The sequence below is a fragment of the Bacillus sp. FDAARGOS_1420 genome (genome assembly GCF_019344915.1).
Classification (GTDB): domain Bacteria; phylum Bacillota; class Bacilli; order Bacillales; family Bacillaceae_G; genus Bacillus_A; species Bacillus_A mycoides.
Genome location: NZ_JAHWJB010000002.1, coordinates 3,121,616 through 3,143,302 on the forward strand (window position 1 = coordinate 3,121,616; position 21,687 = coordinate 3,143,302).

Annotated in this window: 28 protein-coding genes; 6 read left to right on the forward strand and 22 right to left on the reverse strand. The window is 36.1% G+C overall.

Annotation, left to right across the window (positions count from 1 at the left end; translation table 11 throughout):
- Positions 1 to 41: 41 nt before the first annotated feature.
- The 6 genes from phnF to I6L50_RS26135 all read right to left on the reverse strand — a co-directional run bounded on the left by phnF (position 42) and on the right by I6L50_RS26135 (position 5,299).
- The gene (gene phnF / locus I6L50_RS26110) at positions 42 to 773 is read right to left on the reverse strand and encodes a phosphonate metabolism transcriptional regulator PhnF (RefSeq protein WP_219303472.1); all 732 of its coding nucleotides are present in this window, start codon (positions 771 to 773) and stop codon (positions 42 to 44) included.
- Positions 703 to 1,491 (reverse strand): glucosamine-6-phosphate deaminase, encoded by a 789-nt coding sequence (gene nagB / locus I6L50_RS26115; RefSeq protein ID WP_002033913.1) that lies wholly within the window; start codon positions 1,489 to 1,491, stop codon positions 703 to 705. Before nagB ends, phnF begins: the two co-directional genes overlap by 71 nt.
- Positions 1,492 to 1,495: 4 nt before the next feature.
- Positions 1,496 to 2,638 carry an N-acetylglucosamine-6-phosphate deacetylase gene (nagA, locus tag I6L50_RS26120; protein ID WP_219303749.1) on the reverse strand — a complete coding sequence of 381 codons (1,143 nt, stop codon included), beginning with the start codon at positions 2,636 to 2,638 and terminating at the stop codon, positions 1,496 to 1,498.
- A 206-nt stretch (positions 2,639 to 2,844) separates the two neighbouring features.
- Positions 2,845 to 3,747, reverse strand: coding sequence for a ComEC/Rec2 family competence protein (locus tag I6L50_RS26125; RefSeq protein ID WP_113937144.1), 903 nt, complete (start codon positions 3,745 to 3,747; stop codon positions 2,845 to 2,847).
- Between the two features lie 78 nt (positions 3,748 to 3,825).
- On the reverse strand, positions 3,826 to 4,398 hold the full coding sequence (gene scpB, locus I6L50_RS26130) for an SMC-Scp complex subunit ScpB (RefSeq protein WP_002088435.1): 573 nt from the start codon (positions 4,396 to 4,398) through the stop codon (positions 3,826 to 3,828).
- 157 nt (positions 4,399 to 4,555) lie between these two features.
- On the reverse strand, positions 4,556 to 5,299 hold the full coding sequence (locus I6L50_RS26135; protein WP_113937143.1) for a segregation/condensation protein A: 744 nt from the start codon (positions 5,297 to 5,299) through the stop codon (positions 4,556 to 4,558).
- 169 nt (positions 5,300 to 5,468) lie between these two features.
- On the opposite strand from I6L50_RS26135, the gene I6L50_RS26140 reads away from it, so the two are divergent.
- Together I6L50_RS26140 and I6L50_RS26145 are read left to right on the forward strand one after the other, a co-directional pair.
- Positions 5,469 to 5,564 carry a YjcZ family sporulation protein gene (locus tag I6L50_RS26140; RefSeq protein WP_000510194.1) on the forward strand — a complete coding sequence of 32 codons (96 nt, stop codon included), beginning with the start codon at positions 5,469 to 5,471 and terminating at the stop codon, positions 5,562 to 5,564.
- 99 nt (positions 5,565 to 5,663) lie between these two features.
- Positions 5,664 to 6,182 (forward strand): DUF309 domain-containing protein, encoded by a 519-nt coding sequence (locus tag I6L50_RS26145; protein ID WP_219303473.1) that lies wholly within the window; start codon positions 5,664 to 5,666, stop codon positions 6,180 to 6,182.
- Between the two features lie 19 nt (positions 6,183 to 6,201).
- On the opposite strand, the gene ribT is transcribed toward I6L50_RS26145, so the two are convergent.
- A complete protein-coding gene (gene ribT / locus I6L50_RS26150; RefSeq protein WP_000908403.1) occupies positions 6,202 to 6,570 on the reverse strand; it encodes a GNAT family N-acetyltransferase RibT in 369 nt (122 codons plus the stop codon).
- Positions 6,571 to 7,055: 485 nt separating this feature from the next.
- Entirely contained in the window at positions 7,056 to 7,493 is a 438-nt protein-coding gene (locus tag I6L50_RS26155; protein ID WP_000853785.1) for a peptidylprolyl isomerase, read from the reverse strand.
- A gap of 187 nt (positions 7,494 to 7,680) precedes the next feature.
- Between I6L50_RS26155 and I6L50_RS26160 the strand changes: the two genes are divergently transcribed.
- A complete protein-coding gene (locus I6L50_RS26160; RefSeq protein ID WP_002014912.1) occupies positions 7,681 to 8,547 on the forward strand; it encodes a DUF1002 domain-containing protein in 867 nt (288 codons plus the stop codon).
- A gap of 32 nt (positions 8,548 to 8,579) precedes the next feature.
- Here the strand turns inward: I6L50_RS26160 and I6L50_RS26165 are convergent, their stop codons facing one another.
- The 14 genes from I6L50_RS26165 to dacF form a co-directional block, all read right to left on the reverse strand.
- On the reverse strand, positions 8,580 to 9,383 hold the full coding sequence (locus I6L50_RS26165) for a Cof-type HAD-IIB family hydrolase (RefSeq protein ID WP_002067045.1): 804 nt from the start codon (positions 9,381 to 9,383) through the stop codon (positions 8,580 to 8,582).
- A gap of 95 nt (positions 9,384 to 9,478) precedes the next feature.
- The gene (gene spoVAF / locus I6L50_RS26170; RefSeq protein WP_113937141.1) at positions 9,479 to 10,951 is read right to left on the reverse strand and encodes a spore germination protein SpoVAF; all 1,473 of its coding nucleotides are present in this window, start codon (positions 10,949 to 10,951) and stop codon (positions 9,479 to 9,481) included.
- Positions 10,938 to 11,507: a stage V sporulation protein SpoVABEA gene (gene spoVAEA / locus I6L50_RS26175; RefSeq protein ID WP_002088445.1), complete on the reverse strand. Its 570-nt coding sequence runs from the start codon at positions 11,505 to 11,507 to the stop codon at positions 10,938 to 10,940. The genes spoVAF and spoVAEA overlap by 14 nt, the downstream gene beginning before the upstream one ends.
- Before the next feature lie 5 nt (positions 11,508 to 11,512).
- Complete coding sequence (gene spoVAE, locus I6L50_RS26180) at positions 11,513 to 11,863, reverse strand: stage V sporulation protein AE (RefSeq protein WP_113937140.1); 351 nt, start codon at positions 11,861 to 11,863, stop codon at positions 11,513 to 11,515.
- Between the two features lie 3 nt (positions 11,864 to 11,866).
- A complete protein-coding gene (spoVAD, locus tag I6L50_RS26185) occupies positions 11,867 to 12,883 on the reverse strand; it encodes a stage V sporulation protein AD (protein ID WP_002088448.1) in 1,017 nt (338 codons plus the stop codon).
- A gap of 13 nt (positions 12,884 to 12,896) precedes the next feature.
- Positions 12,897 to 13,355, reverse strand: a complete 459-nt coding sequence (gene spoVAC / locus I6L50_RS26190; protein WP_113937139.1) for a stage V sporulation protein AC — start codon at positions 13,353 to 13,355, stop codon at positions 12,897 to 12,899.
- 12 nt (positions 13,356 to 13,367) lie between these two features.
- Positions 13,368 to 13,784, reverse strand: a complete 417-nt coding sequence (spoVAB, locus tag I6L50_RS26195; protein ID WP_016092269.1) for a stage V sporulation protein SpoVAB — start codon at positions 13,782 to 13,784, stop codon at positions 13,368 to 13,370.
- Positions 13,777 to 14,397 carry a stage V sporulation protein AA gene (locus tag I6L50_RS26200; RefSeq protein WP_219303474.1) on the reverse strand — a complete coding sequence of 207 codons (621 nt, stop codon included), beginning with the start codon at positions 14,395 to 14,397 and terminating at the stop codon, positions 13,777 to 13,779. The genes spoVAB and I6L50_RS26200 overlap by 8 nt, the downstream gene beginning before the upstream one ends.
- A gap of 116 nt (positions 14,398 to 14,513) precedes the next feature.
- The gene (locus I6L50_RS26205) at positions 14,514 to 14,612 is read right to left on the reverse strand and encodes a methionine/alanine import family NSS transporter small subunit (protein ID WP_000016829.1); all 99 of its coding nucleotides are present in this window, start codon (positions 14,610 to 14,612) and stop codon (positions 14,514 to 14,516) included.
- Positions 14,612 to 16,138, reverse strand: a complete 1,527-nt coding sequence (locus I6L50_RS26210; RefSeq protein ID WP_002014921.1) for a sodium-dependent transporter — start codon at positions 16,136 to 16,138, stop codon at positions 14,612 to 14,614. The genes I6L50_RS26205 and I6L50_RS26210 overlap by 1 nt, the downstream gene beginning before the upstream one ends.
- A 138-nt stretch (positions 16,139 to 16,276) precedes the next feature.
- Positions 16,277 to 17,035 carry an RNA polymerase sporulation sigma factor SigF gene (gene sigF, locus I6L50_RS26215; protein WP_002014922.1) on the reverse strand — a complete coding sequence of 253 codons (759 nt, stop codon included), beginning with the start codon at positions 17,033 to 17,035 and terminating at the stop codon, positions 16,277 to 16,279.
- A gap of 12 nt (positions 17,036 to 17,047) precedes the next feature.
- On the reverse strand, positions 17,048 to 17,488 hold the full coding sequence (gene spoIIAB, locus I6L50_RS26220) for an anti-sigma F factor (RefSeq protein ID WP_001243400.1): 441 nt from the start codon (positions 17,486 to 17,488) through the stop codon (positions 17,048 to 17,050).
- Positions 17,489 to 17,839: an anti-sigma F factor antagonist gene (gene spoIIAA / locus I6L50_RS26225; protein WP_002088460.1), complete on the reverse strand. Its 351-nt coding sequence runs from the start codon at positions 17,837 to 17,839 to the stop codon at positions 17,489 to 17,491.
- Positions 17,840 to 18,004: 165 nt separating this feature from the next.
- The gene (gene dacF / locus I6L50_RS26230) at positions 18,005 to 19,195 is read right to left on the reverse strand and encodes a serine-type D-Ala-D-Ala carboxypeptidase DacF (protein ID WP_002088461.1); all 1,191 of its coding nucleotides are present in this window, start codon (positions 19,193 to 19,195) and stop codon (positions 18,005 to 18,007) included.
- Between the two features lie 166 nt (positions 19,196 to 19,361).
- Here dacF and I6L50_RS26235 point away from each other — a divergent pair, with 166 nt between their 5' ends.
- The 3 genes from I6L50_RS26235 to I6L50_RS26245 are packed head-to-tail and all read left to right on the forward strand — an operon-like array spanning position 19,362 to position 21,682.
- The gene (locus I6L50_RS26235; RefSeq protein ID WP_219303475.1) at positions 19,362 to 19,781 is read left to right on the forward strand and encodes a GntR family transcriptional regulator; all 420 of its coding nucleotides are present in this window, start codon (positions 19,362 to 19,364) and stop codon (positions 19,779 to 19,781) included.
- Positions 19,747 to 20,628, forward strand: a complete 882-nt coding sequence (locus tag I6L50_RS26240; protein ID WP_219303476.1) for an ABC transporter ATP-binding protein — start codon at positions 19,747 to 19,749, stop codon at positions 20,626 to 20,628. The genes I6L50_RS26235 and I6L50_RS26240 overlap by 35 nt, the downstream gene beginning before the upstream one ends.
- Positions 20,618 to 21,682 (forward strand): ABC transporter permease, encoded by a 1,065-nt coding sequence (locus tag I6L50_RS26245; protein ID WP_219303477.1) that lies wholly within the window; start codon positions 20,618 to 20,620, stop codon positions 21,680 to 21,682. Before I6L50_RS26240 ends, I6L50_RS26245 begins: the two co-directional genes overlap by 11 nt.
- The last annotated feature ends 5 nt before the right edge of the window (positions 21,683 to 21,687 follow it).

Sequence of the window (21,687 nt, forward strand, 5' to 3'; positions counted from 1 at the left end):
GAAAACATCAAAGTTCACTGTACTTCACAAACTGAAATATATTACTTGTTACGTGCGATGTTCGTAATAAACTTGTAACGATCCCCACGATAAATACATTTCACATACTCTAACGGTAACTCACCTTCTGAATATGACCATTGACGCATTACAAGTACAGGCGCCTTTTTAGGAATATGCAGATGTTCAGCTTCATCATCCGTTGCAATTGAAGCTTCAATTGATTGAGTAGCGCGAACAAGCTTAAAGCCCAGTTTTTTCTCTAAATGTTCATATAAAGATTGTTGCAATATTTCTTCGTTAATATCTTTCACAAGAGTTGGCGACAAATATGTCGTCTCAAATGCAATCGGTTCGTCATCAGCTAAGCGTGTACGCCTCACTTCATAAACCGATTCTCCCTCTTGTATTCTCAGCCGGTCTGCTATTTTAGCAGTAGCTGGAACTAGGCGGAAACTTAATAACTGGCTGCTCGGTTTCATACCACGAGAAATCATATCTTCTGTGAATCCCGTCATTCCTTGCAACTTTTGCTCCACTTTCGGAAGTTGGACGAACGTTCCAATCCCACGTTTCCGGTATAAATAACCTTGTTCCACTAAGTTATTAATCGCCTGTCTGATTGTCATACGACTCACTTCGAACTTATCACAAAGTTCATTCTCAGATGGAATTTTATCTCCCGGCTTCCATTCGCCTTCCTCAATTAGCTGTTTCACCCACTCTTGAATCTGATAATAGATCGGAAATGGTGAATACTTGTCGATGTTCATCAGCAATCGCCTCACTGCATAAAGATAGAGCTTCTGGATCTGCGATTACGGTTACATTCGGATGACGTTGTAAAACTGTAGCAGGACACGCCTCACTATATTCACCTTGCAATAATTCTTTAATAGCTTCTGCCTTTTTAGATCCCATAGCAACAAGTAGAATTTGTTTCGCTTTCATAATACTTCCAATTCCCATTGTAATCGCATGAGTCGGCACATCTTCTTCATTTTCAAAGAAGCGAAGGTTTGCTTGGCGTGTAGATTCTGTTAATTCTACAATATTAGTTGGAGAATTAAATGGTGTTCCTGGCTCATTAAATCCGATGTGACCGTTTTCACCGATTCCAAGAATCTGTAAGTCAACTGGGTTAGCTACTAGAATGCCTTCATAACGCTTGCACTCTTCCTCTAAATCACTTGCCATCCCATTCGGTACATAAGTTTGTTTAAATGGAAGATGATCAAACAACTGTTCTTGCATGAAATAGTGATAGCTGTTTTTATCTTCGTGTGGTAAATTTACGTACTCATCTAAGTTTACAGTGGTTGCATGACTTGTATCAAGTTTATTTTTTCGCATTTCTGCATAAATACCTAATGGAGAGCTTCCTGTAGCCATTCCTAAAGTTGGATTTTCTTTTGATTTTACAACCTCTTTAATTAACTTATAACCTGCTTCTGCTAATTCTTCTGGAGTTTTTACAACAAGAATATTCATCTAATTACTTCCCTTCCTTCATATGAATTCCTAAACGAACCGTATCATATACATGTAATTCTTCAGTCATAACAACAAAGTCTGCATCTTTACCTACCGCTAACGCGCCTTTATTATTTAATCCAAATTCTTCTGCTTGGTTAACTGATGTCATTAACACTGCCTCCTCGATTGAACATCCTGTAAATTCAATTACATTTCGGAAAGCTTGATCCATTTTTAAAATACTACCAGCTAACGTTCCATCTTCTAATCGGGCACTGCCATCTTTTACATGTACTGGCTGTCCGCCAAGCTCATATAATCCTTCTTCAAGACCTTTTGCACGCATTGCATCTGTAATGACACTTACTTTTTTCGGTCCTTTTAATTTATATGCTAATTTCACCATATCAGGGTGAATGTGAATACCATCTGTAATTACTTCAACCATTACATCTGGATTTAATAACACATGACCAACAACACCTGGTTCACGATGATGTAATCCACGCATTTGGTTGTATAAATGTGTTGCATGTGTAATTTTTCTATTTTTCAGTTGTGCATCAATCGCATCTGTATGCCCCATTGTGCCAACAACACCTGTTTCAGCAAGATACTGTTCAAACTCTAACGCACCTTCTTCTTCCGGTGCATATGTTACTAATTTAATTAGATTACCGCTTGCTTCCTGCCATTGTTTAAATTGCTCGATACTCGCAGGAACAATATGTTCAAGTGGTTGTGCACCCGCACGTTTTTTTGAAACATATGGTCCTTCTAAGTGAATATATTCGAAATGTGCTCCTTTTTCTTTCGCTTCCTTCGCAGCACTTAGCGCCGCTTCAATCGCTTCTGGAGCTTGTGTCATTGTTGTTGGGAAGTAAGTTGTAACTCCTTCTTTTAACATTTCTTTACCAAGAGTTACTAATCCATCGCTATTTGCATCCATCGCATCAATATCGTATCCACCATGAATATGAACATCAATCATACCTGGAATCACAATCTTTCCTGCCACATCTAACACAGTTTCATTTTCTTGTGATACATATTGAGCCATCAAACCAATTTCTTTAACTGTTTCTGTGTAACGAATAAATCCGTTTTCCACTACTTCTTTACCTGTATAAATTTCGGCATTGATGACAACTTGCGTTTTCATTTTCATCGACCCTTTCCCATGAAATATCTACTTATTATTATTACCTTATTCGCCTAATTCCATCTTAATATACACACAAGTAGTTGTCTATACATTCTAATGAAATTTCCTCTTCGTTCAGCGAAAAAAGGAAATTGATTTCTTTTTCATTCTAATATATATTATCCATTTTTACCAAAATGGATAATAACCTCTTATATAATTAGTTACTTAAGTAATGGCATAAGACCGCTTGCCCCCATAGTAATATGTTCACCATCTGTTTCTATTTCCACAGTTCGCTTGTTTGTTCCATATATCATTATACCACGCTGTTTTAATCGTCTTACTACACTTTGATGAGGATGCCCATACGGATTTCTACTCCCGTACGAAAGAATAGCGAATTGTGGATCTACTTTTTTTAAGAATGTTTCACTCGTTGAAGTATACGAGCCATGATGCCCAACTTTTAATACATCTGCATGTACATCAAATTGCTTTAATATTTCATTTTCCGTCCGTATATCAGCATCACCCATTAATAAAAAGTCCGCTTTTCCATATCGAATCTTTAGCACAATTGAGGACTCGTTATTCTCGTCTTTCGATTTACCATTGTTTAATACTTGTATAGCAACATGTGGATCTAACGGTATATATTGTCCTTCCTTCACTGAAATGAACGGTATGCCCCTTTTTTTAATATTATTCCGATACGTATGATAAGTAAATGAACTATATGTTTTTCCACTATCTAATACGAGTGAAACCGGCATTTGTTCTACAATTGGAATAAGCCCCCCTATATGGTCCATATCAGGATGAGTACTTACAATCACATCTAAATGATTAATTCCTTTTTCAATTAGTTTTTGAATAATAACCTCTCCTGCTTCATAAGGGCCCCCATCTATTAACATCGTTTGACCATTTGGCAATGTAATAAGTGTCGCATCACCTTGTCCAACTTTTAAAAAACTCACTTTCATTTTACCAAAATGTTGCCGATGCATATGTATAGAAGACGCAGTATGAATAGACATCATATATCTTTTAGCCGATGCGCTGTTTAACGAAAAACATAATAAAACAGAAACCAACAATAGAATACTCCGTACACCTTTCATAACTCGTCTCCTTTTTTCATTTAGTATGGCACGCTCTGTAATTGATATACAAAAAAAGCTTAGCAAAATGCTAAGCTTTTATTTTGATAATTCCTGTAAAGAACCAAAGAATAAATCTGCTTCATTCATTTGTTCATTTTCTTCCGAAAGAGGTGGTAAATCATCTAATGTTTTCAATCCAAACGTATCTAAAAATTCTTTCGTCGTTCCGTATAAAATAGGGCGCCCTGGTCCTTCCGCTCTTCCCGTTTCTTTTATAAGTAAGTGTGAAACTAACGTTTGTAATGCCTTATCTGTTTTCACTCCTCGAATCTCTTCCATTTCTGTTCTTGTAATCGGTTGACGGTACGCAACGATTGCCAACGTTTCAAGAGCTGCCTGAGACAGTGAAGCCGTTGTTGGGGTATTTATTAATTTTTGATAGTATGCAGCATGTTCTTTCTTTGTTGCAAAACGATACACTTTTGCATATTGTACAATTTGCAGCCCTCGATTCGATCCTTCACATTCTTTTTGCATTTCCTCTATACTGTTTATTACTTCTTCCACTTCAACTTCCAGAACTTTAGCTATCTGTTCCGGATAAATCCCTTCGTCACCTGCAACAAATAAAAGTCCTTCAATAATCGCTTTTTGTTCTTTTCTATCCATTTTACGAACTCCTTCCTCCTATTTTCCATAAAAATACACATAAAAAAACCGAATCACAGTAAATGCGTTCGGTTCAATATTTCTTCTCTCGTTCCAAACGATACATTAAAACCTAACATAAGATAAAATATTTCTATCCCATTTTCACATACCAACTCTATACGGATTTATTAGAGCTTAACACGAAAATTTCATCAAAATTATGTTCTTGCTCAATTATGATTTGTTGATTTTTCATTAGCTCAAGAACCGCTAAAAATGTTACAACCATTATTTCACGTTCTTCATCAGCAAACAAATCATAAAAGCTTTGACGACCGCCTTTTACTTCTAACTGTTGTATAATATCAGTCATTCGCTGTGCAATTGGTATTTCTTGGCGAGTAATTCGCGTTGTTACGGGGGTCTTTGCTTTTTTACGACGCATTAGCTTTTGAAATGCCGCTAACATATCATATAACGTAACATCAAGAGGTAAGCTTGTCTCCTCTTCTTGTTGAAATGATGTAAAATCAATTGGCGGACGTGTATATAGCTGTGCTCTTTCTTGTTCTCTTTCTTTTAACTCAGTAGCAACTTGCTTATATTTCTTATATTCAATTAACCTCTCCATCAATTCTTGACGAGGGTCATCTATAAAGTCTTCACCGTTATCAGGTACATCTTCTTCTTGTTTCGGTAACAACATTTTACTTTTAATTTGCAATAACGTTGCAGCCATTACTAAATACTCACTGGCAACATCTAATTGTAATTCTTTCATCGTATGGACATAAGATAGATATTGCTCTGTAATTTCCGCTACAGGAATATTATATATATCAATTTCGTAACGATGTATTAAGTGTAACAATAGATCTAAAGGCCCTTCAAAAGCCTCTACTTTAAAATTATACTGCACAAAGCATCCCACCACATTTTTTCTATAACAACATAAGTATAGAGCATACTCATGTTCTATCCAACCTTTTTAAGAAATTTAATTAAAAATAGACCTATGCCCATGTCATAATGCCCACCGCTTCATATGATAACAATGTAGTAAGAACAATGTAGGAGGTCAAAAAACTATGGGTCACGTTGATTGCGGTTTTAGCGGTGGGTTCGCATTACTTGTTGTACTGTTCATTTTACTAATCATTGTAGGAGCAGCTTGCTTCTGCTAATAGGACGCAATAAAGCGACTAGGGATATTTCCCTAGTCGCTTATTGTTAATATTTCTATGATAAACTGTACATATAACCGTTAGACAGGAGCGAAAAAAATGTATCCTACCGAGTACATACAATTTTTAATTCATTTTCACGGAGACTATGATTATTTTGAATGTCATGAAATATTAGAAGAGTATTGGAAATTAAAACCTAGAGGAGAACGCGACAATTACTTAGTCGGTCTCATTCAAATTGCTGTTTCCTTATACCATCACAGACGATCCAACTGGAATGGTGCAGAGAAGATGATAAAAAGCGCAATAGCACTTTTAGAAAAGAACAGTACATCTTTACATCAATTAGGAATAGATCATAAACAACTTATGTTCTTATTAAATGAAAGACTACACTCTATCCACAAAATGGAAATTTTCACGCCGTTATTTTTACCCTTATTAGACGTATCGTTAGAAAAACAATGCATACAGTTATGTAAGAAACAAAACCTCTCTTGGAAAGATGTGAACGTCATTCCTGATGAATACATCATAAATAAGCACACATTGCGTGATCGAACAGAAGTCATTTCTGAACGACACGAGCAACTACAAAAAAGAAAGCAGAGATAATAAACACTTATCCCTGCTTTCATGAATGTATATTTTGTTCAAGCTCTTTACACTTTTTGCAAAAACTTGCTGTTTGCTCATTTCCGCAAATTGTAAACTCAAGAAATTTACTCTTAAGCTCTTGAACCATCTTCGTCCCAATCCCCATATGACGGTGAGACGGATTCACGCTCAAATGCTGAATTTCCAATACCTGATCTTCTTTTTTTATAATCCCCATTATCCCAACAAAATCTTCATTTTGTTTCCACAAATACAATTGCCAATCCTCTTTCGCTTCATATTCTTTCATTGTCAATTGTAATGTTTTTACATCTTTTTCAGTTGGCATAAATGAAAGAAGCCCCATTGCAATTTTTTCATAACTTTTTTTAAAACGAATTAACATAACCCTTATCCCTTCTTACAAAAGTTACAAACTATTTATCCCCTCAATCACTCTTTTCATATCACATTCATTCTACAATATTTTTACCAGAGTGAGAAGAGGCTGAAACAACTTGATAATCATACAAAGCGTTAAGAAGAAAGTCAAATATATGTTTCCACGCTATTTCTTTCTATTACACCGCTCAAAAAAGAGACAATACTATATAGGAACTATAAGGAAAATCCCTTTCTCATCACATTTCACTTATTAACCACTTTTGAACAAAGTAGTTCTACTAAAAGCAATATGTTAAGAGAAATACATTTATTGAAGCATATAATTCGTACTCCATTCTATGTATTTTGTTAAAAGTGTGTTCTCATGAACAATATAATTTAACGTTAGTAGCCGTCCTATTTGTGTCATATACTTTAAAATATATACCAATCCCTGTTTATAGGAAATAAAAAAAGAGAGCAAAATCGCTCTCCTTTTCTCGTAACTTATTCTTCCCAAACTTTAACTTCTTTCATTACATCGCCTTGACGCATGTTTAATACTGTTTCAATACCGCTTGTTGCTTTACCGAATACAGTATGTACGCCATCTAAATGCGGTTGTGGCTCATGAACAACAAAGAATTGGCTACCACCTGTGTTACGGCCAGCATGTGCCATAGAAAGTGAGCCAACAAGATGTCTATGAGGATTTCCATCAGTTTCACATGGGATAGAGTAACCTGGGCCACCTGCTCCTGTGCCTGTTGGGTCTCCACCTTGGCTTACGAAGCCAGGAATAACGCGGTGGAATGTCACACCATCATAAAATCCTTGCTCTGCTAATTTTTTAAAGTTTTCTACTGTTTTTGGTGCCTCTTCTGGGAAAAATTCTAAATCGATTTTTTCGCCATTTTCCATTAATATGTATCCTAAAGTTTTCATATGTATATGTCTCCTTTCAACTATCTCAGCACTATATTACCATATTCATGACGAGAAACAAAAAGAATCCGACAATCTGCATACTTCTTTTTTGAAATGTGGAAGAAGCTAGGTGACAAATAAGAAAAATATACTATAATAACTGTGTTGCCCGAAAATTTAAGAAAGAGAAAGGGAGCGATTTTTCGTGAAAACGAAATTACTAGCTCTGCTATTAGCTGTAGCCGTATTTATTATGCCAACAGCTTCATTTGCAGACATCATTGAGGGAGAATCAATTGTTACACTAGGAGAAAACTTATCTGAACAACAGAAACAAGATCTTTTGAAAGAAATGAAAGCACCAAAAGATGCACAAATTATTACTGTATCTAATGCGGAAGAACATAAATTTCTAGAGGGCATCGTTCCAAAAGCGCAAATTGGTACGAGAGCTATTTCCTCTTCTATGATTACATACACAAAACCAGGGTCAGGTCTCATTGTACGCTCAAAAAACATTAATTCGATAACAGATGCAATGTACACAAATGCACTTATTACAGCAGGTGTGAAAGATGCAGAGATTCAAATTACTGCACCATTTAAAGTTTCAGGAACTGCTGCTTTAACAGGTTTAATGAAGGCCTATGAAACAACATCAAACAAAGCCATTCCTGAAGAAGTAAAAAAAGTAGCCAATGAAGAAATGGTACAAACAGCCCAGCTTGGCGATAAAATCGGCGAAGAAAAAGCAGTTCAACTTGTTGCAAAAATTAAAGAAGAAATTGCAAAAGAACAGCCAAAAACAACTGAAGATTTACGTACATTAATTAAAAAAATTGCTGATCAACTCGGTATTACATTAACAGATGAACAGCTGGATAGCCTAGTAGCGTTATTTGATAAAATGAAAAATCTTAATATCGATTGGAACCAAGTTGGTAGCCAATTAGAGAAAGCAAAAGACCATGTGTCTGCCTTCTTAGGATCTGAAGAGGGGCAAAGTTTCCTAGATAAAGTAAAAGATTTCTTCTCTAGTATCATTGATTTCGTTAAATCTTTATTCAAGTAAAAAAAGAAGCTCGCCAGTGACGAGCTTCTTTTTTATACAAGTAACGGTAATTTCATAATAGCTTCTTCAACCGAACGGACAACATGATTTGCTTTCTCCTTCACATACGGATGAGCATGATGGAGGGTGAAGGAGTGTGGGGTTACTTCAAACATAGAAATATCATTGAAAGAATCTCCAATACATGCAACTTCATTTGCTTCAATTTGTAAATGTTCCATTAATCGCTTCAGAGCGCTTCCTTTACTCACACCTCTTGGCATAATGTCAACATATCGCTTACCCGATATAAAGACTTCCGCTTCGCTATGAAATGTATCTCTCAACTCTTGATCTAATGCTACAATTTTTTCTTCTTCGCCAAAAACAAATAATTTCGCAGGATGTACAGTCTTCCCAAATTCCTCTTCTAACTCTTCGATTTCAGCAATATGCACTCCCATATACTCTTCAAAAGTATGGTGATGTTCATTCTTCCTTTTTGTATATCGCTGCTCATTTGCACAAACAATATCTGCTAGTCCCTTTTTATGTATATATCGATATATTTCCTGGGCAACCCCATCTTCAAAACTCGATTCATGAAATACTTTTCCATCCGGTAGTATCATTGTCGCTCCATTTAAACTAGTTGTGTAATACGGGAACGAAAACCTTTTTACCGCCTCATCAATTCGGTGAGTAAAACGACCAGAGGCAAAACAAATATTTGTCCCGTTTTCAGCTAGCCAACAAAGCGCTCGTTCATCTTCTTTTTGCATATCATTCATATTGTAAACGAGTGTATCATCTAAATCACTTACAAATAGTTTAATCATGTCCTCTTCCCCTTCCATACACAATATCTACTCTAATTGTACAAAAAAAATGTTTGATTTTTGTTAAAAAAACAATAAATTTTCAATAAAAAATAAGCGGAGCATAATCCCGCTTATTTTTGTCTTCGCACATTTTGAGGTCTTACAATACTTGGACGAACCTTTAAACTAGACATAGTTGGACGAAGTAAAATTTTCGTTAACGCGCCCCAATCAAACGGTAAAAACGGCCATAAATACGGTGTTTGCAAACTTCTTATAGATGTTAAAAACAGAATCAACATCGTCATTCCAATGACAAATCCCATTTCATGAAATATGCCTGTTAAAATAATGACAAACAATTTTCCGACCTTATTTCCAAGTCCAAGTTCATAACTCGGCGTTGCAAATGACCCAATCATAGAAACGGCTACGTATAAAATAACTTCTGGTACAAACAAACCTACATCAATTGCAATTTGACCAATTAATATGGCAGAAATTAATCCTGCTGCCGACGACAATGATGTCGGTGTATGAATGGCGGCCATTCTTAAAAATTCGAGTCCGACTTCCGCCATCAAAATTTGTAATAAAATCGGTAAATGCGTCATCTTATTTGGTCCAATGAAAGCAAGGCTTTCCGGTAAAAGAGTCGGATCAAAAACAAAAACTAGCCAAAATGGCAGTAAAAATAGCGAAAATATAACACCTAAAAAACGTACCCAACGTAAAAATGTACCTACAGCTGGATTTTGTCTAAACTCTTCTGCATGCTGTAAATGGTGAAAATATGTTGTTGGAGTGATCATAGCACTTGGTGATGTATCAACGAGTACTAACACATGTCCTTCTAACAGATGATTTGCTGCTACATCTGGTCTCTCTGTGTATCGGATAAGCGGGAATGGATTATAACCTTGTTTCACTACAAATTCTTCTACCGTTTTATCCGCCATCGTAATCCCATCTACTTCAATATTATTTAATTCTTGTTTTATAATCTTAACTAAATCCGGATTTGCAACATCTTGTACATATGTAATACAAATATCCGTTTGCGATCTATCCCCTACTCGAATCATTTCATTTCGAAGACGTGGATCGCGTATTCTTCTACGAATTAACGCTGTATTTACAACGATATTTTCAACAAATCCATCCCTTGCACCACGCACTACCTTTTCTGTATCTGGTTCTGTGGGTGTCCGGCCCGGATAACTACGAACATCTATTGCGAACGCTTCAGTTTCACCTTCCACAAATATAACAATGAGTCCTGATAATACTTGGAGCATTACATCATCCATCGTTTTTACTTTACTTACTTGTTGATGAATTAAACGATTCTCTAAAAGCTTTACTGTATCTTCTTCTACATCCCTTATTTCATTTGTATCCACCGCTTCTTCTAAAATAGGGATAATATAATTCGTATCACAAAGTCCATTTACAAATAACACACCAATTTCTTTATTTAAAATTTGAAATTTACGAATGCCAACATCGTATGTAACACCAAGCCCAACTGTTTGCTTTAAATAATTTTCATTATCACTTAAAAAAGATGAAATCGGGATATTCACTTTTTTAGGCTTCGTCATAAAAGCCACTCCTTTCCAAAATTAATTGAATCGCTTTTCTAGTAATAGGTGATCCTCTCTCCCATTCATCATTTCCGCACATCTTGCCAATATCACCGACCCCCACTATGACAGGAACATTCAGACCATCTAAACAATAAATCGTATCCCCACTAATCCTGCCAATTTCACCATCTGGGAGTCCAAATTTATCAACGCCATATTCTGTCAAATTCCCATTCCGATCTACACTTACATCTACACGCGCCCATTCCCAATGATGTGTATTAGATGCTACTGCTAAAATACCGAGTACATCAACTTGTTTATGTGTTGCGACATACTTTAACGCCTTTTCACCAGATCCTTCTCCTATAAATCCGCTGTCATCAAACATGACAAATACAGGGTCATATGGCGTTTGCATAATAAGCTCAACAACTTTCTTCCCTGTCAATTTGGTCGGATTACTTTGCGATGCTGAAATACACCTCCCCCCAAATTCCTTTGTTAACAGCTCAATTGTCCGCTTTGCATATTCATCTCCATCTGTGACCAAAACAACCCTTCGTCTCATTTGATTTATCCTTTCGGTTTACATATAAGTGCAACAAAAAATGAAAATAATATCGCTGCTGAAATCCCCGCAGACGTTAAGCTAAACATACCGATTCCAATTCCTAAATATCCATGTTTTTCTGCTGCATGCATTGCCCCGTGCAATAGTGAGTGTCCAAAACTTGTAATAGGGACTGTTGCCCCAGCACCTGCAAATTTTATGAGCTGATCGTACAATCCGAATCCGTCTAAAATAGCTCCGGCGACTACAAAAGTTGCCATTAAATGTGCCGGTGTTAACTTTGCGAAATCTAGCAACACTTGTCCAATTACACAAATAGCTCCTCCTACAAGAAATGCATATATAAAATCCACAATTCACTCTCCTTTAACGCTTTCAAACACAACACCATGCGCAATCGTTGGAATCGTTTCCTTCTGTTGCATCATCATGGGGCTTAATAGAGCTCCAGTTGCAACGACAAAAATTCTTTGTAAATTCCCTTTTTGCATTTCACGCAATAAATGGCCGTATGTTACAACAGCTGAACAAGCACAACCACTGCCCCCTGCAAACACTTCTTCTTGATTTGAATTGTAAATCATTAATCCACAATCATTGTATACATTCCCCAAATCATACCCTTCCTCAAGTAAAAGTTGTTTCGCAATTGGTGTCCCAACAGCCGATAAATCACCAGTAACAATAAGATCATAATCAGCTGCACTTCTTCTCAAATCTTCAAAATGTTGTTGAATTGTATGAGCAGCAGCTGGTGCCATCGCTGATCCCATATCTAAAGGATTAGCAATTCCTAAATCTTGCACTTTACCAATTGTTGCTGCTGTTATTTTAATTGCACTCTCCTCATTGCTAATTAATATTGACCCTGCTCCGGTAACAGTTGAGTTTGCTGTCCCTGGCTTTTGTCCTCCGTATTCTGTTGGGGAACGAAATTGTCTTTCAGCCGTCGCATTATGACTACTTACTGTAGCTAAAATACGATTCGCAAATCCACCATCTATAAAAGCTGATCCAATCGCCAAAGTTTCCATTGACGTCGCACAAGCGCTGAACATCCCTAAAAAAGGAATACCATACTCACGAGCAACATAATTTGCTGTCACTGTTTGGTTTAATAAATCTCCCGCTAAAAAGAAATCAATTTGCGATTTTTTTATATTCCCTTTTTGCATCGCTTGTTGAATTGAGTCTGACATTAACCTTCGTTCAGCAAGTTCCCAGTTTTCCTCTCCGCAATGTAAGTCAGAATATGAAATATCAAAATCCTTTCCAAGAGGGCCTTCAGCTTCTTTCGGACCGACAGCAGTACCAGTTGCATTCACGAAGATATCATTTTGAAATACCCACGTTTGTTTTCCTGTCAATCTCATACCCACCCCTCCTTTAAGACATTAAAATTTGAAATGTATATCTTATTAACCCAATAATGTATGCACCGACGACTCCAAATACAATGACACTTCCTGCAAGCTTAAACATGTTAGTAGCGATTCCTAGAACAATCCCTTCACTCCTATGCTCTAGTGCGGCACTCGCCATAGAATTCGCAAATCCAGTAACTGGTACAGCTGATCCCGCTCCAGAAAACTGCCCGATTTTATCATATACACCACACCCTGTTAAAATCGCCGACAATAAAACAAGCGTTGCAACTGTCGGATTTCCCGCCTCTTGTTCACTAAAGTGAAAATAATGTATATAAAATTTCATCAATATTTCTCCGACTGTACAAATGAGTCCACCAACAAGAAATGCCTTCACACAATTTATGAAATAGTTCGATTTTGGATGGTACTCCTTCACTTTATTTATGTAATCGTCCTTCAATTTTCGCCCTGCCATATATATTGCCTCCTACTTTACGAAATAAATCCAGTGAAACAACGAGCCTATTACTTTCCCAAGTACAAGAGCAACGAGTAAAACAATAATTTTCTCCTCTACCCTTACTCGTTTCGCTAAAATAGGTAAAACGTTTAACACTTCCGTTAACGCCGCAGCGAGCATTCCAATGAATGTGCCACAAAATATCCCTAATATAACAAGCCAATATTGTGACGTTTGAAATGTAATATTTTTCAAACTACACCAAGCCCCTGTTAAAGTACCTGCAATGACCGCCCACTCAAAGTATTGAATATGCTTTCCACTTCTCGTTAATTGAGCTAAACGAGGGATTATACCAAGTACAGCTAAAAACGCGACATATCCGCTACCTACTGCAATCCCTCCAGCTAAGCCAATTAATACAACAAATGCACACTCAATCATCAGCAATCTGTTTCATATTATCCTTGTTTTCATGAACAATTACATATTGATCAAGCGACTGCTGATATTGAAACATCTCAACTTCTAACGGGCTCGGCTCTTCATTAATTCTCTTTTGAAATACATGATTAAAAAATAAGACCATACCTAATCCAAGACCTAATGAATAAGGAATTTGAAATAAAAGTGGTTGCGCCTTAAATTCTCCAGTAATCATGTAATATAACCGTTGGTGTACTTGTTGCATACTTACATCTTCATGGAAATAAATGATTGCAAGGGCCGCTCCAATGAAAAGTAACAACCATACAAGTCCGAAGAAAACCGGATGCACTTTCTTTTTTTCGTATATAATTTCAACAAGAGTTTGTCCAGAACCAAGTAAATTAATTTGTATGTGAGCCGCTTTTTGCCTAATAATCTCAATCACTTTCATAACATCAATTACAACATGTGTTTTATCATGCGCTGTTATTTTGTAGACTATTTCATTTTGTAACAACTCAACTACAAAAGAATCTCCGGCAAGTTGAGCAACATCGCTCAGCTTTACTTCATACGTAGGAGACACTTTTAAGCGATTGCGCATTTTAATATAAATCGTTTGTTCCAATTTTCATTCACCCCTTCACTCTTCCTCGTAGTTGTAGTATGGTTATTGGAATTTTTTCTAATACAATTTTTTCATAAAAAAAACATCTGTACCATTTCGGTACAGATGTTTTTAGCTTATGCCTTTTTCTTAAATAAATTTGCAATACTTAATGCAAGTCCTCCCCAAATGACTACCATACCTATAACCATCATCATAATCGCTGATCCACTCATCATGAAACACCTCGGTCCTTCCATTCTTTTTCAAGCTGGACAGAGTCTGAATGTATTTGTGCATTCCATTTCTTCAGACTAATGACTAGTGCAACTATAAGAAACGCTGCCGCTATCGACCAGCCATACGTTACAACAAACTCTGTTGGATAACCTCCGTAGTTCTTTTTAATGTTTTGGATTGTACCATCAATTAACATATACCCTAACATAAGTGGAGTAATAACGAGTAAACTCACTCTCCAAAACGTTCCTAACTTTATATCAGATACAAAGTTTGCATGATTTTGATAAACTGGTAAACGGCGCAAGATTAGTCCTATTGTAACTACTTCAACGAGTGCAATTGTAATCAATCCAAAATTGTTAGCGAAGTAATCAACAACATCTAGGAACATAAGTCCACCACGTGTTGCAAAAACAAGAGAAACTAATACTAATAGCGTTCCCATAATTCCAATCGTCTTTTGACGACTCAAGCTGAATTTTTCAGATACAGCGGCAAAGCATACTTCTGCAAGTGAAATGAGTGATGTAATTCCAGCAACAGTTAGAGATAAGAAGAATAATACACCAAATAACGGCGACATCGGTAACTCATTAATAATTTGCGGGAATACTACAAATGCAAGTCCTACACCAGCACTAGCTACTTTATCAACCGGTACCCCCATGTTATTCGCCATAAATCCAAGAGCTGCAAAGACACCAATACCTGCCAATAATTCAAATCCTGAATTTGCAAATCCTGTAATAAAAGCATTATTTGTTGTATCTGAGTTTTTCGGTAAATAACTAGAATACGTAATCATAATTCCGAATGCTAAAGATAAACTAAAGAAAATTTGACCGTAAGCAGCAAGCCATACTTTCCCATCAAAAATACGACTCCAATCTGGTTTAAAGAATGCATCTAGCCCCTGCATCGCACCTTCCATCGTCACTGCACGAACAACGATAATAAGGAACATAACAACTAGTAAAGGAATAAAAATGCGGTTAACAACTTCGATTCCTTTTTTAACTCCTTTAAACGCAACACCAAGCACAATAATCCAAACGAGAGCTAACGGAATTAATACTTCTGGTACGAGCCCCCCGAATTGTCCTGGCTTATCTGCAACATGTAAATATTCTTTAAATAAAAATGATTGCGTGTCTTTCCCCCATGCTCCAGTAATTGCAAAGTACGTATACGAAATAGACCAAGCAATGATTACAGCGTAATATGTTGAAACAATAAATGTCACACACATTTGCCACCATCCAATAAATTCAGCACGTCGATGAATACGGAAGAATGTAAGTGGCGCCGAACCACGATGACGATGCCCAAGAGCAAACTCGAAAGCTAACAATGAAATACCAGTCGTTAATAATGCAAATAAGTACGGTAAAAAGAATGCGCCTCCCCCGTTTTCATACGCTGTATAAGGAAAACGCCATATATTCCCTAGTCCAACAGCGGAACCGATTGCTGCAAAAATAAATCCAGCCCTCGTTCCCCATTGTTGCCTCGTTTCCATGTTTCCTTCCCCCTTTGTGACAAGTTCATATTTGGATTATAGTTTAAATTAACTAAATTATCAATAAATTCTGTAAATTTTTTAGCGATAGTTGTAATCTTCTCCTTTTCGTGACAACAAAAAAAATCGAATAGATAGCTATTCATCTATTCGATCCTTCATCTGTTTTAATATTTTCTTTTCAAGTCTTGAAACTTGTACTTGCGAAATGCCTATGCGCTCCGCTACTTCTGATTGGGTTTGGTCTTTATAATAGCGCAAATACACAATTAGCCTTTCTCGTTCATCCAATTCTCTAATTGCTTCTTTTAAAGCAATTTTATCAAACCATTTCGTTTCCGATTGATCTGCAATTTGATCTAAAATAGTAATTGGATCTCCATCGTTTTCATACACAGTTTCATGTATCGACGAAGGAGCACGACTCGCTTCTTGCGCCAGAACAACTTCTTCCGGCGTTAGTTCAAGAGCCTGTGCTACCTCATTAATCGTTGGAGCCCTTCCAAATTCTTTCGAAAGCTCGTCTCTCATCTTTCGGACTTTGTTTCCTGTTTCTTTTAAAGATCTACTTACTTTCACTGATCCATCGTCACGTAAAAATCGTTGTATTTCACCGATAATCATTGGAACTGCATATGTTGAAAATTTCACGTCGAAAGATAAATCAAATTTATCTACCGATTTTAAGAGCCCAATACATCCAATTTGAAATAAATCGTCTGGTTCGTATCCTCGATTAAGAAATCGCTGTACAACCGACCATACGAGACGCATATTACTTTGAACGATTGTATCTCTCGCTTGTTGATCTCCATCTTGACTTTTTTGAATTAACGCTTTTAGCTCGTGGTCCTTTAACTGAGGTTTCTTCTTCTCATTTCTGACCTCTATGTCCATTGGCTATTCTCCTTAATTGCATAGAGCGTTACTATTTGATAAGTATTTTGTCAAATGGATTGTTGTCCCGAAAGATTCGTTTGAAATAACTTCTACTTCATCCATAAAATTTTCCATGATAGTAAATCCCATTCCGGAACGCTCTAATTCAGGTTTAGTTGTAAAAAGGGGTTGTCTTGCTTCATCTAAGTTAAAGATACCAATCCCTTCATCTCGAATCGTGAGTTTCACCATCGCTTCTTCCAAAATCACTGAAATATAAACAACACCTTCTGCATTTCCTTCATACCCATGAATAATTGCATTTGTAACCGCTTCTGACACAACTGTTTTAATCTCTGTTAGTTCTTCCATCGTCGGGTCTAATTGCGCAATAAAAGCAGCTACCGTAACACGAGCGAATGATTCATTCTGACTTAACGCTGAAAATTGAAGGTTCATTTCATTTCTCATCTACGCCACCCCCAACGTCGCGAGCGCATGCGCTTCACTTTCTTCTAAACGAACAATTTTGAATAGACCTGACATTTCAAATAAACGTTTAACGGGCGGTGAAATTGCACAGACAACCATCTCTCCACCTAATCCCTTTACATGTTTATATCGGCCTAATATAACGCCTAAACCAGAACTATCCATAAATGTTAAGTTCTCTAGGCTCAAAACAATATGATGAACACCATGTGTCTCAATCATATCTGTGACTTTCGTTCGCAACTCTTCAGCAGTATGATGATCTAACTCGCCCTCTAGCCTCACACATAAGACGTCACGTTTTACTTCTAAATGCATGGAAAGACTCACACGATTTCCTCCTTATGCTCAAACTTTACTCATTAACATAAGATTTTCGTGATATAAAATCAGAATCCTTCCTACTGACAAAAGAAGAACTATTTCGTCATAAAGTGAAACCTTTCAGCAATTATTTCAGTAAATACGAACAGAAAAACATCAAAATTTCCGCCGCTATTTTGATGTTGAAAACATCCCAAAACTTCTTTTAAATAACTCCCACCAGCTCGCTGCCTCAACATCTTCTTTCGCTACAATTGTTTGTTTTAATAAAACATCTTTATCTCTTTTAATAACAAGTGTGCCAAGTGCATCACCTTTTTTAATCGGTGCCTTCACTTTCTTTTCAGCAATCACTTCTTGTTTAACTTTGTCCATATTTTCGCCCTTCTTCATAAGAAGAGACACATTGTCTGACGCAACTAAATCTACTTTTTCTTCCTTACCTTTTCCTACTTGTACAGTCTTAATTTTCTCACCACGTGTATATAATTTCTTTGTCATGTATTGTCCAAATGCATAATCAAGAAGCTTCGTTACTTGATTGTTCCGTTCTTTTGATGTAGGTGCTCCCATTACAACTGAAATAACACGCATACCATTTTTCTCAGCCGATGCCGTTAAACAATATTTCGCTTCTGTCGTAAAGCCTGTTTTCACTCCATCTACTCCAGGATAAAAACGTACTAGCTTATTCGTATTAACAAGCCAAAACTTCTTATCCGTATTTTCACGTAAATAGTCTTCATATTTACCTGTGTATTTTCGAATAAGTGGATACTTCATCAACTCTTTCGCCATAATAGCCATATCATTCGCTGTAGAATAATGATCTTTAGCCGGGAGACCTGTCGGATTTTGAAAATGTGTATTTTTCAATCCTAGATCTTTCGCTTTTTTGTTCATCATATTTACGAAACCTTCTTCTGAACCAGCGATATGCTCAGCTACTGCAACAGATGCATCATTTCCAGATGCAATTGCAATGCCCTTTAACATTTCATTTACAGTCATCTCTTCCCCAGGTTCTAGAAAAATTTGTGATCCGCCCATTGAAGCTGCGTGTTCACTCGCTCTAACTTTATCGTTTAGTTTTAGTTTTCCTTTTTCAACTTGTTCCATAATTAATAGCATTGTCATAATCTTTGTCATACTAGCAGGTGGTAACTTTTCATTCGGATTTTTATCAAACAAAACTTTACCTGTATCTTGTTCAATTACGATCGCTGACGACGCTTGTTCCGCTAACTTCGGCGTGGTTTCTTCTGTTTTTTCCTGCTTCGTTTTCTCAGATTGTGCGAAACTAACTGAAGTACCAGAAAGCAATAACATGAAACAAACAAGTATTCCAAAAACTCGCTTCATGACTAACCCTCCATTCTATATCAAACTTATTTTTTCCAATTTATACATTTTTAATACCATATTTTTCTATTATTTTCAGTTGACAAATAAATTCATTGCCTATATTGTATTAAGTGTATTACACGTAGTAGTACACTTAATACTCATCAGGAAGGAGACATTGCTCTTGCATATTCAACTTGATCCAAGAAGCAACACTCCGATATGGGAACAAATTGTTCAAAATATAAAAGAGCTCGTACTAAAAAATATGTTAGCTCCAAGTGATAAACTTCCTTCTGTACGCGAACTTGCTTCTTTGCTCGTTATAAATCCAAATACAGTAAGTAAAGCTTATCAAGAATTAGAGCGACAAGGGATTATTGAAACATTACGAGGAAAAGGAACATTTGTAGCCCAATCGATTACCCCAACATTAGACGAAAGGAAAATCGCTATGGTTGAAAAGCAATTTCATCAATTATTACTAGAAGCCTCTTATCTTGGGATTACGAAAGATAAAATTCACGATTGGATAGATTCATACTATAAAGAGATTGGAGGAAATACAGATGTTGAAAGTGACAAAATTGAAGAAAACAATTGATAACCAAACGATTTTAGACGATGTTTCTTTCACATTACAAAAAGGTAGTATCGTCGGATTACTCGGAAGAAATGGCGCAGGGAAAACAACTTTATTACGAACGATGGTCGGCATTTTAGACCCCGATGAAGGAACTGTTACATATGAGGATACAGATGTTCATATGCATCCTGAAATTAAACAAAAAGTTGTATACGTTCCAGATTCTACTAACATATTAAACGGATATACAGTGAAGGAAATCGTAAAGTTTTATAAAGCGGTTTATACAGCATTTGATGAACAATATTTTTATGAAATATTAGAACGTTTTAATTTACCAAACAAACGTATTCGTAGTTACTCAAAAGGAATGAAAGCACTGCTTGCGATCATTTTAGCTTTCGCTGCAAAAGCAGAATATGTCATTTTAGATGAACCGACAAACGGACTTGATCCTATCGTTAAAAGACAGATTCTACAATTTCTCGTTGAAGAAGTAGCAGAAAAAGAAATTACAATTTTCATCTCCACTCACCATTTAGATGAAGTTGAAAAAATTGCCGATACAATCATTATTTTAAAAGGACATACAGTAGATTCTATTACATCACTAGATGATGCAAAATCACGATTTGCCAAAATACAAGTTGCTTATGAACGTTCATTACCTCAAAAACTAGAAAACTTAAGCAATATTAAAATATTAAACCAAACAGGAAAAGTATATACAATCTTAATTGAGGAAAATGTGGCTACAACACTGGAGAAGTTTTATAAAGAGCAACCAATACTCATTGAAGAATTATCAATGTCACTTGAAGATGTCTTCGTTACGACACTTGAGGAGGATGGGTATGTTTCATAAGGCATTGTGGATGTGGAATTGGAAGCGCGGGAAATATGCTGTACTACTGTTCTTCTTTAGTACATTTTATATTTTATCTGTCGGATACTATAAAGCAGCCGCAGCACAACTTACTACGTATTACGAATTACAAGAAAAAGGAAAGCACTATTATTATTTTTATTCCTTTTGGTCAGGGCAAAGTAATAGTTTTTGGTTAACTGTTCTTATCATTGCTTTAGCTTGTTTATTAATGGGATGGGAACGTAGTAACCAATCTAATAGCACACTTATGGCAATGCCTTTTAATAGAAAAGATATTTTCTTATCTAAATGGGCTTTTGGTTCATTTTGTATTGTAGGTTCATTACTTATAAATTGGATCCTTATGTATGTTATTTATAGAACAACATTCCATTTTGAATATCAATCATTTAGTCCATTCCATCGATACTTTCTTTATGCGATTGTTTCTTATGTTGCAGTATATACAGCTGCATTATGTATCGGTACTTTTACTGGAAGTGTTGTTTCACAGATTGTTTTTTGTATTCCGTGGCTACTAGCGGGGGTTACATTTACTACGTTATTATACACTTTCACAATAAACCATTTAAATGCTATAGATACTAGAAATACCAATTTATATAAACAGCTTTATGAAATCAATCAAAAAACGAATATAGTTGCACCAATTGATCACTTTTCTATCACTTATCAGTATGATCCAGAATCCCGTAAGAGTGAGAAAGATCCAACTACTTTAAGAGATCCAGCATCTCATGCGTATTATTCAGCCAAATCAATGTTAGTCCCCATTTTCTATACAATATTTTATTTACTACTTGGGACATATTTATATGCACGATCGCCAAATGAAAACGGTCAAAAGATATTTATTTTCCAAAAATATTTACGAATATGGATATGGGGAACGACACTATATTTCGCTTTACTTGGTGGCTATAAAATATACAGTTTAAATTTCTTGTTTAGTTACTATATTGGTATATTTGCCGCTGGAATCATCACATATTTTATATTATCACGCCTAACAAATTATAAAGTTTTTTAAAGGAG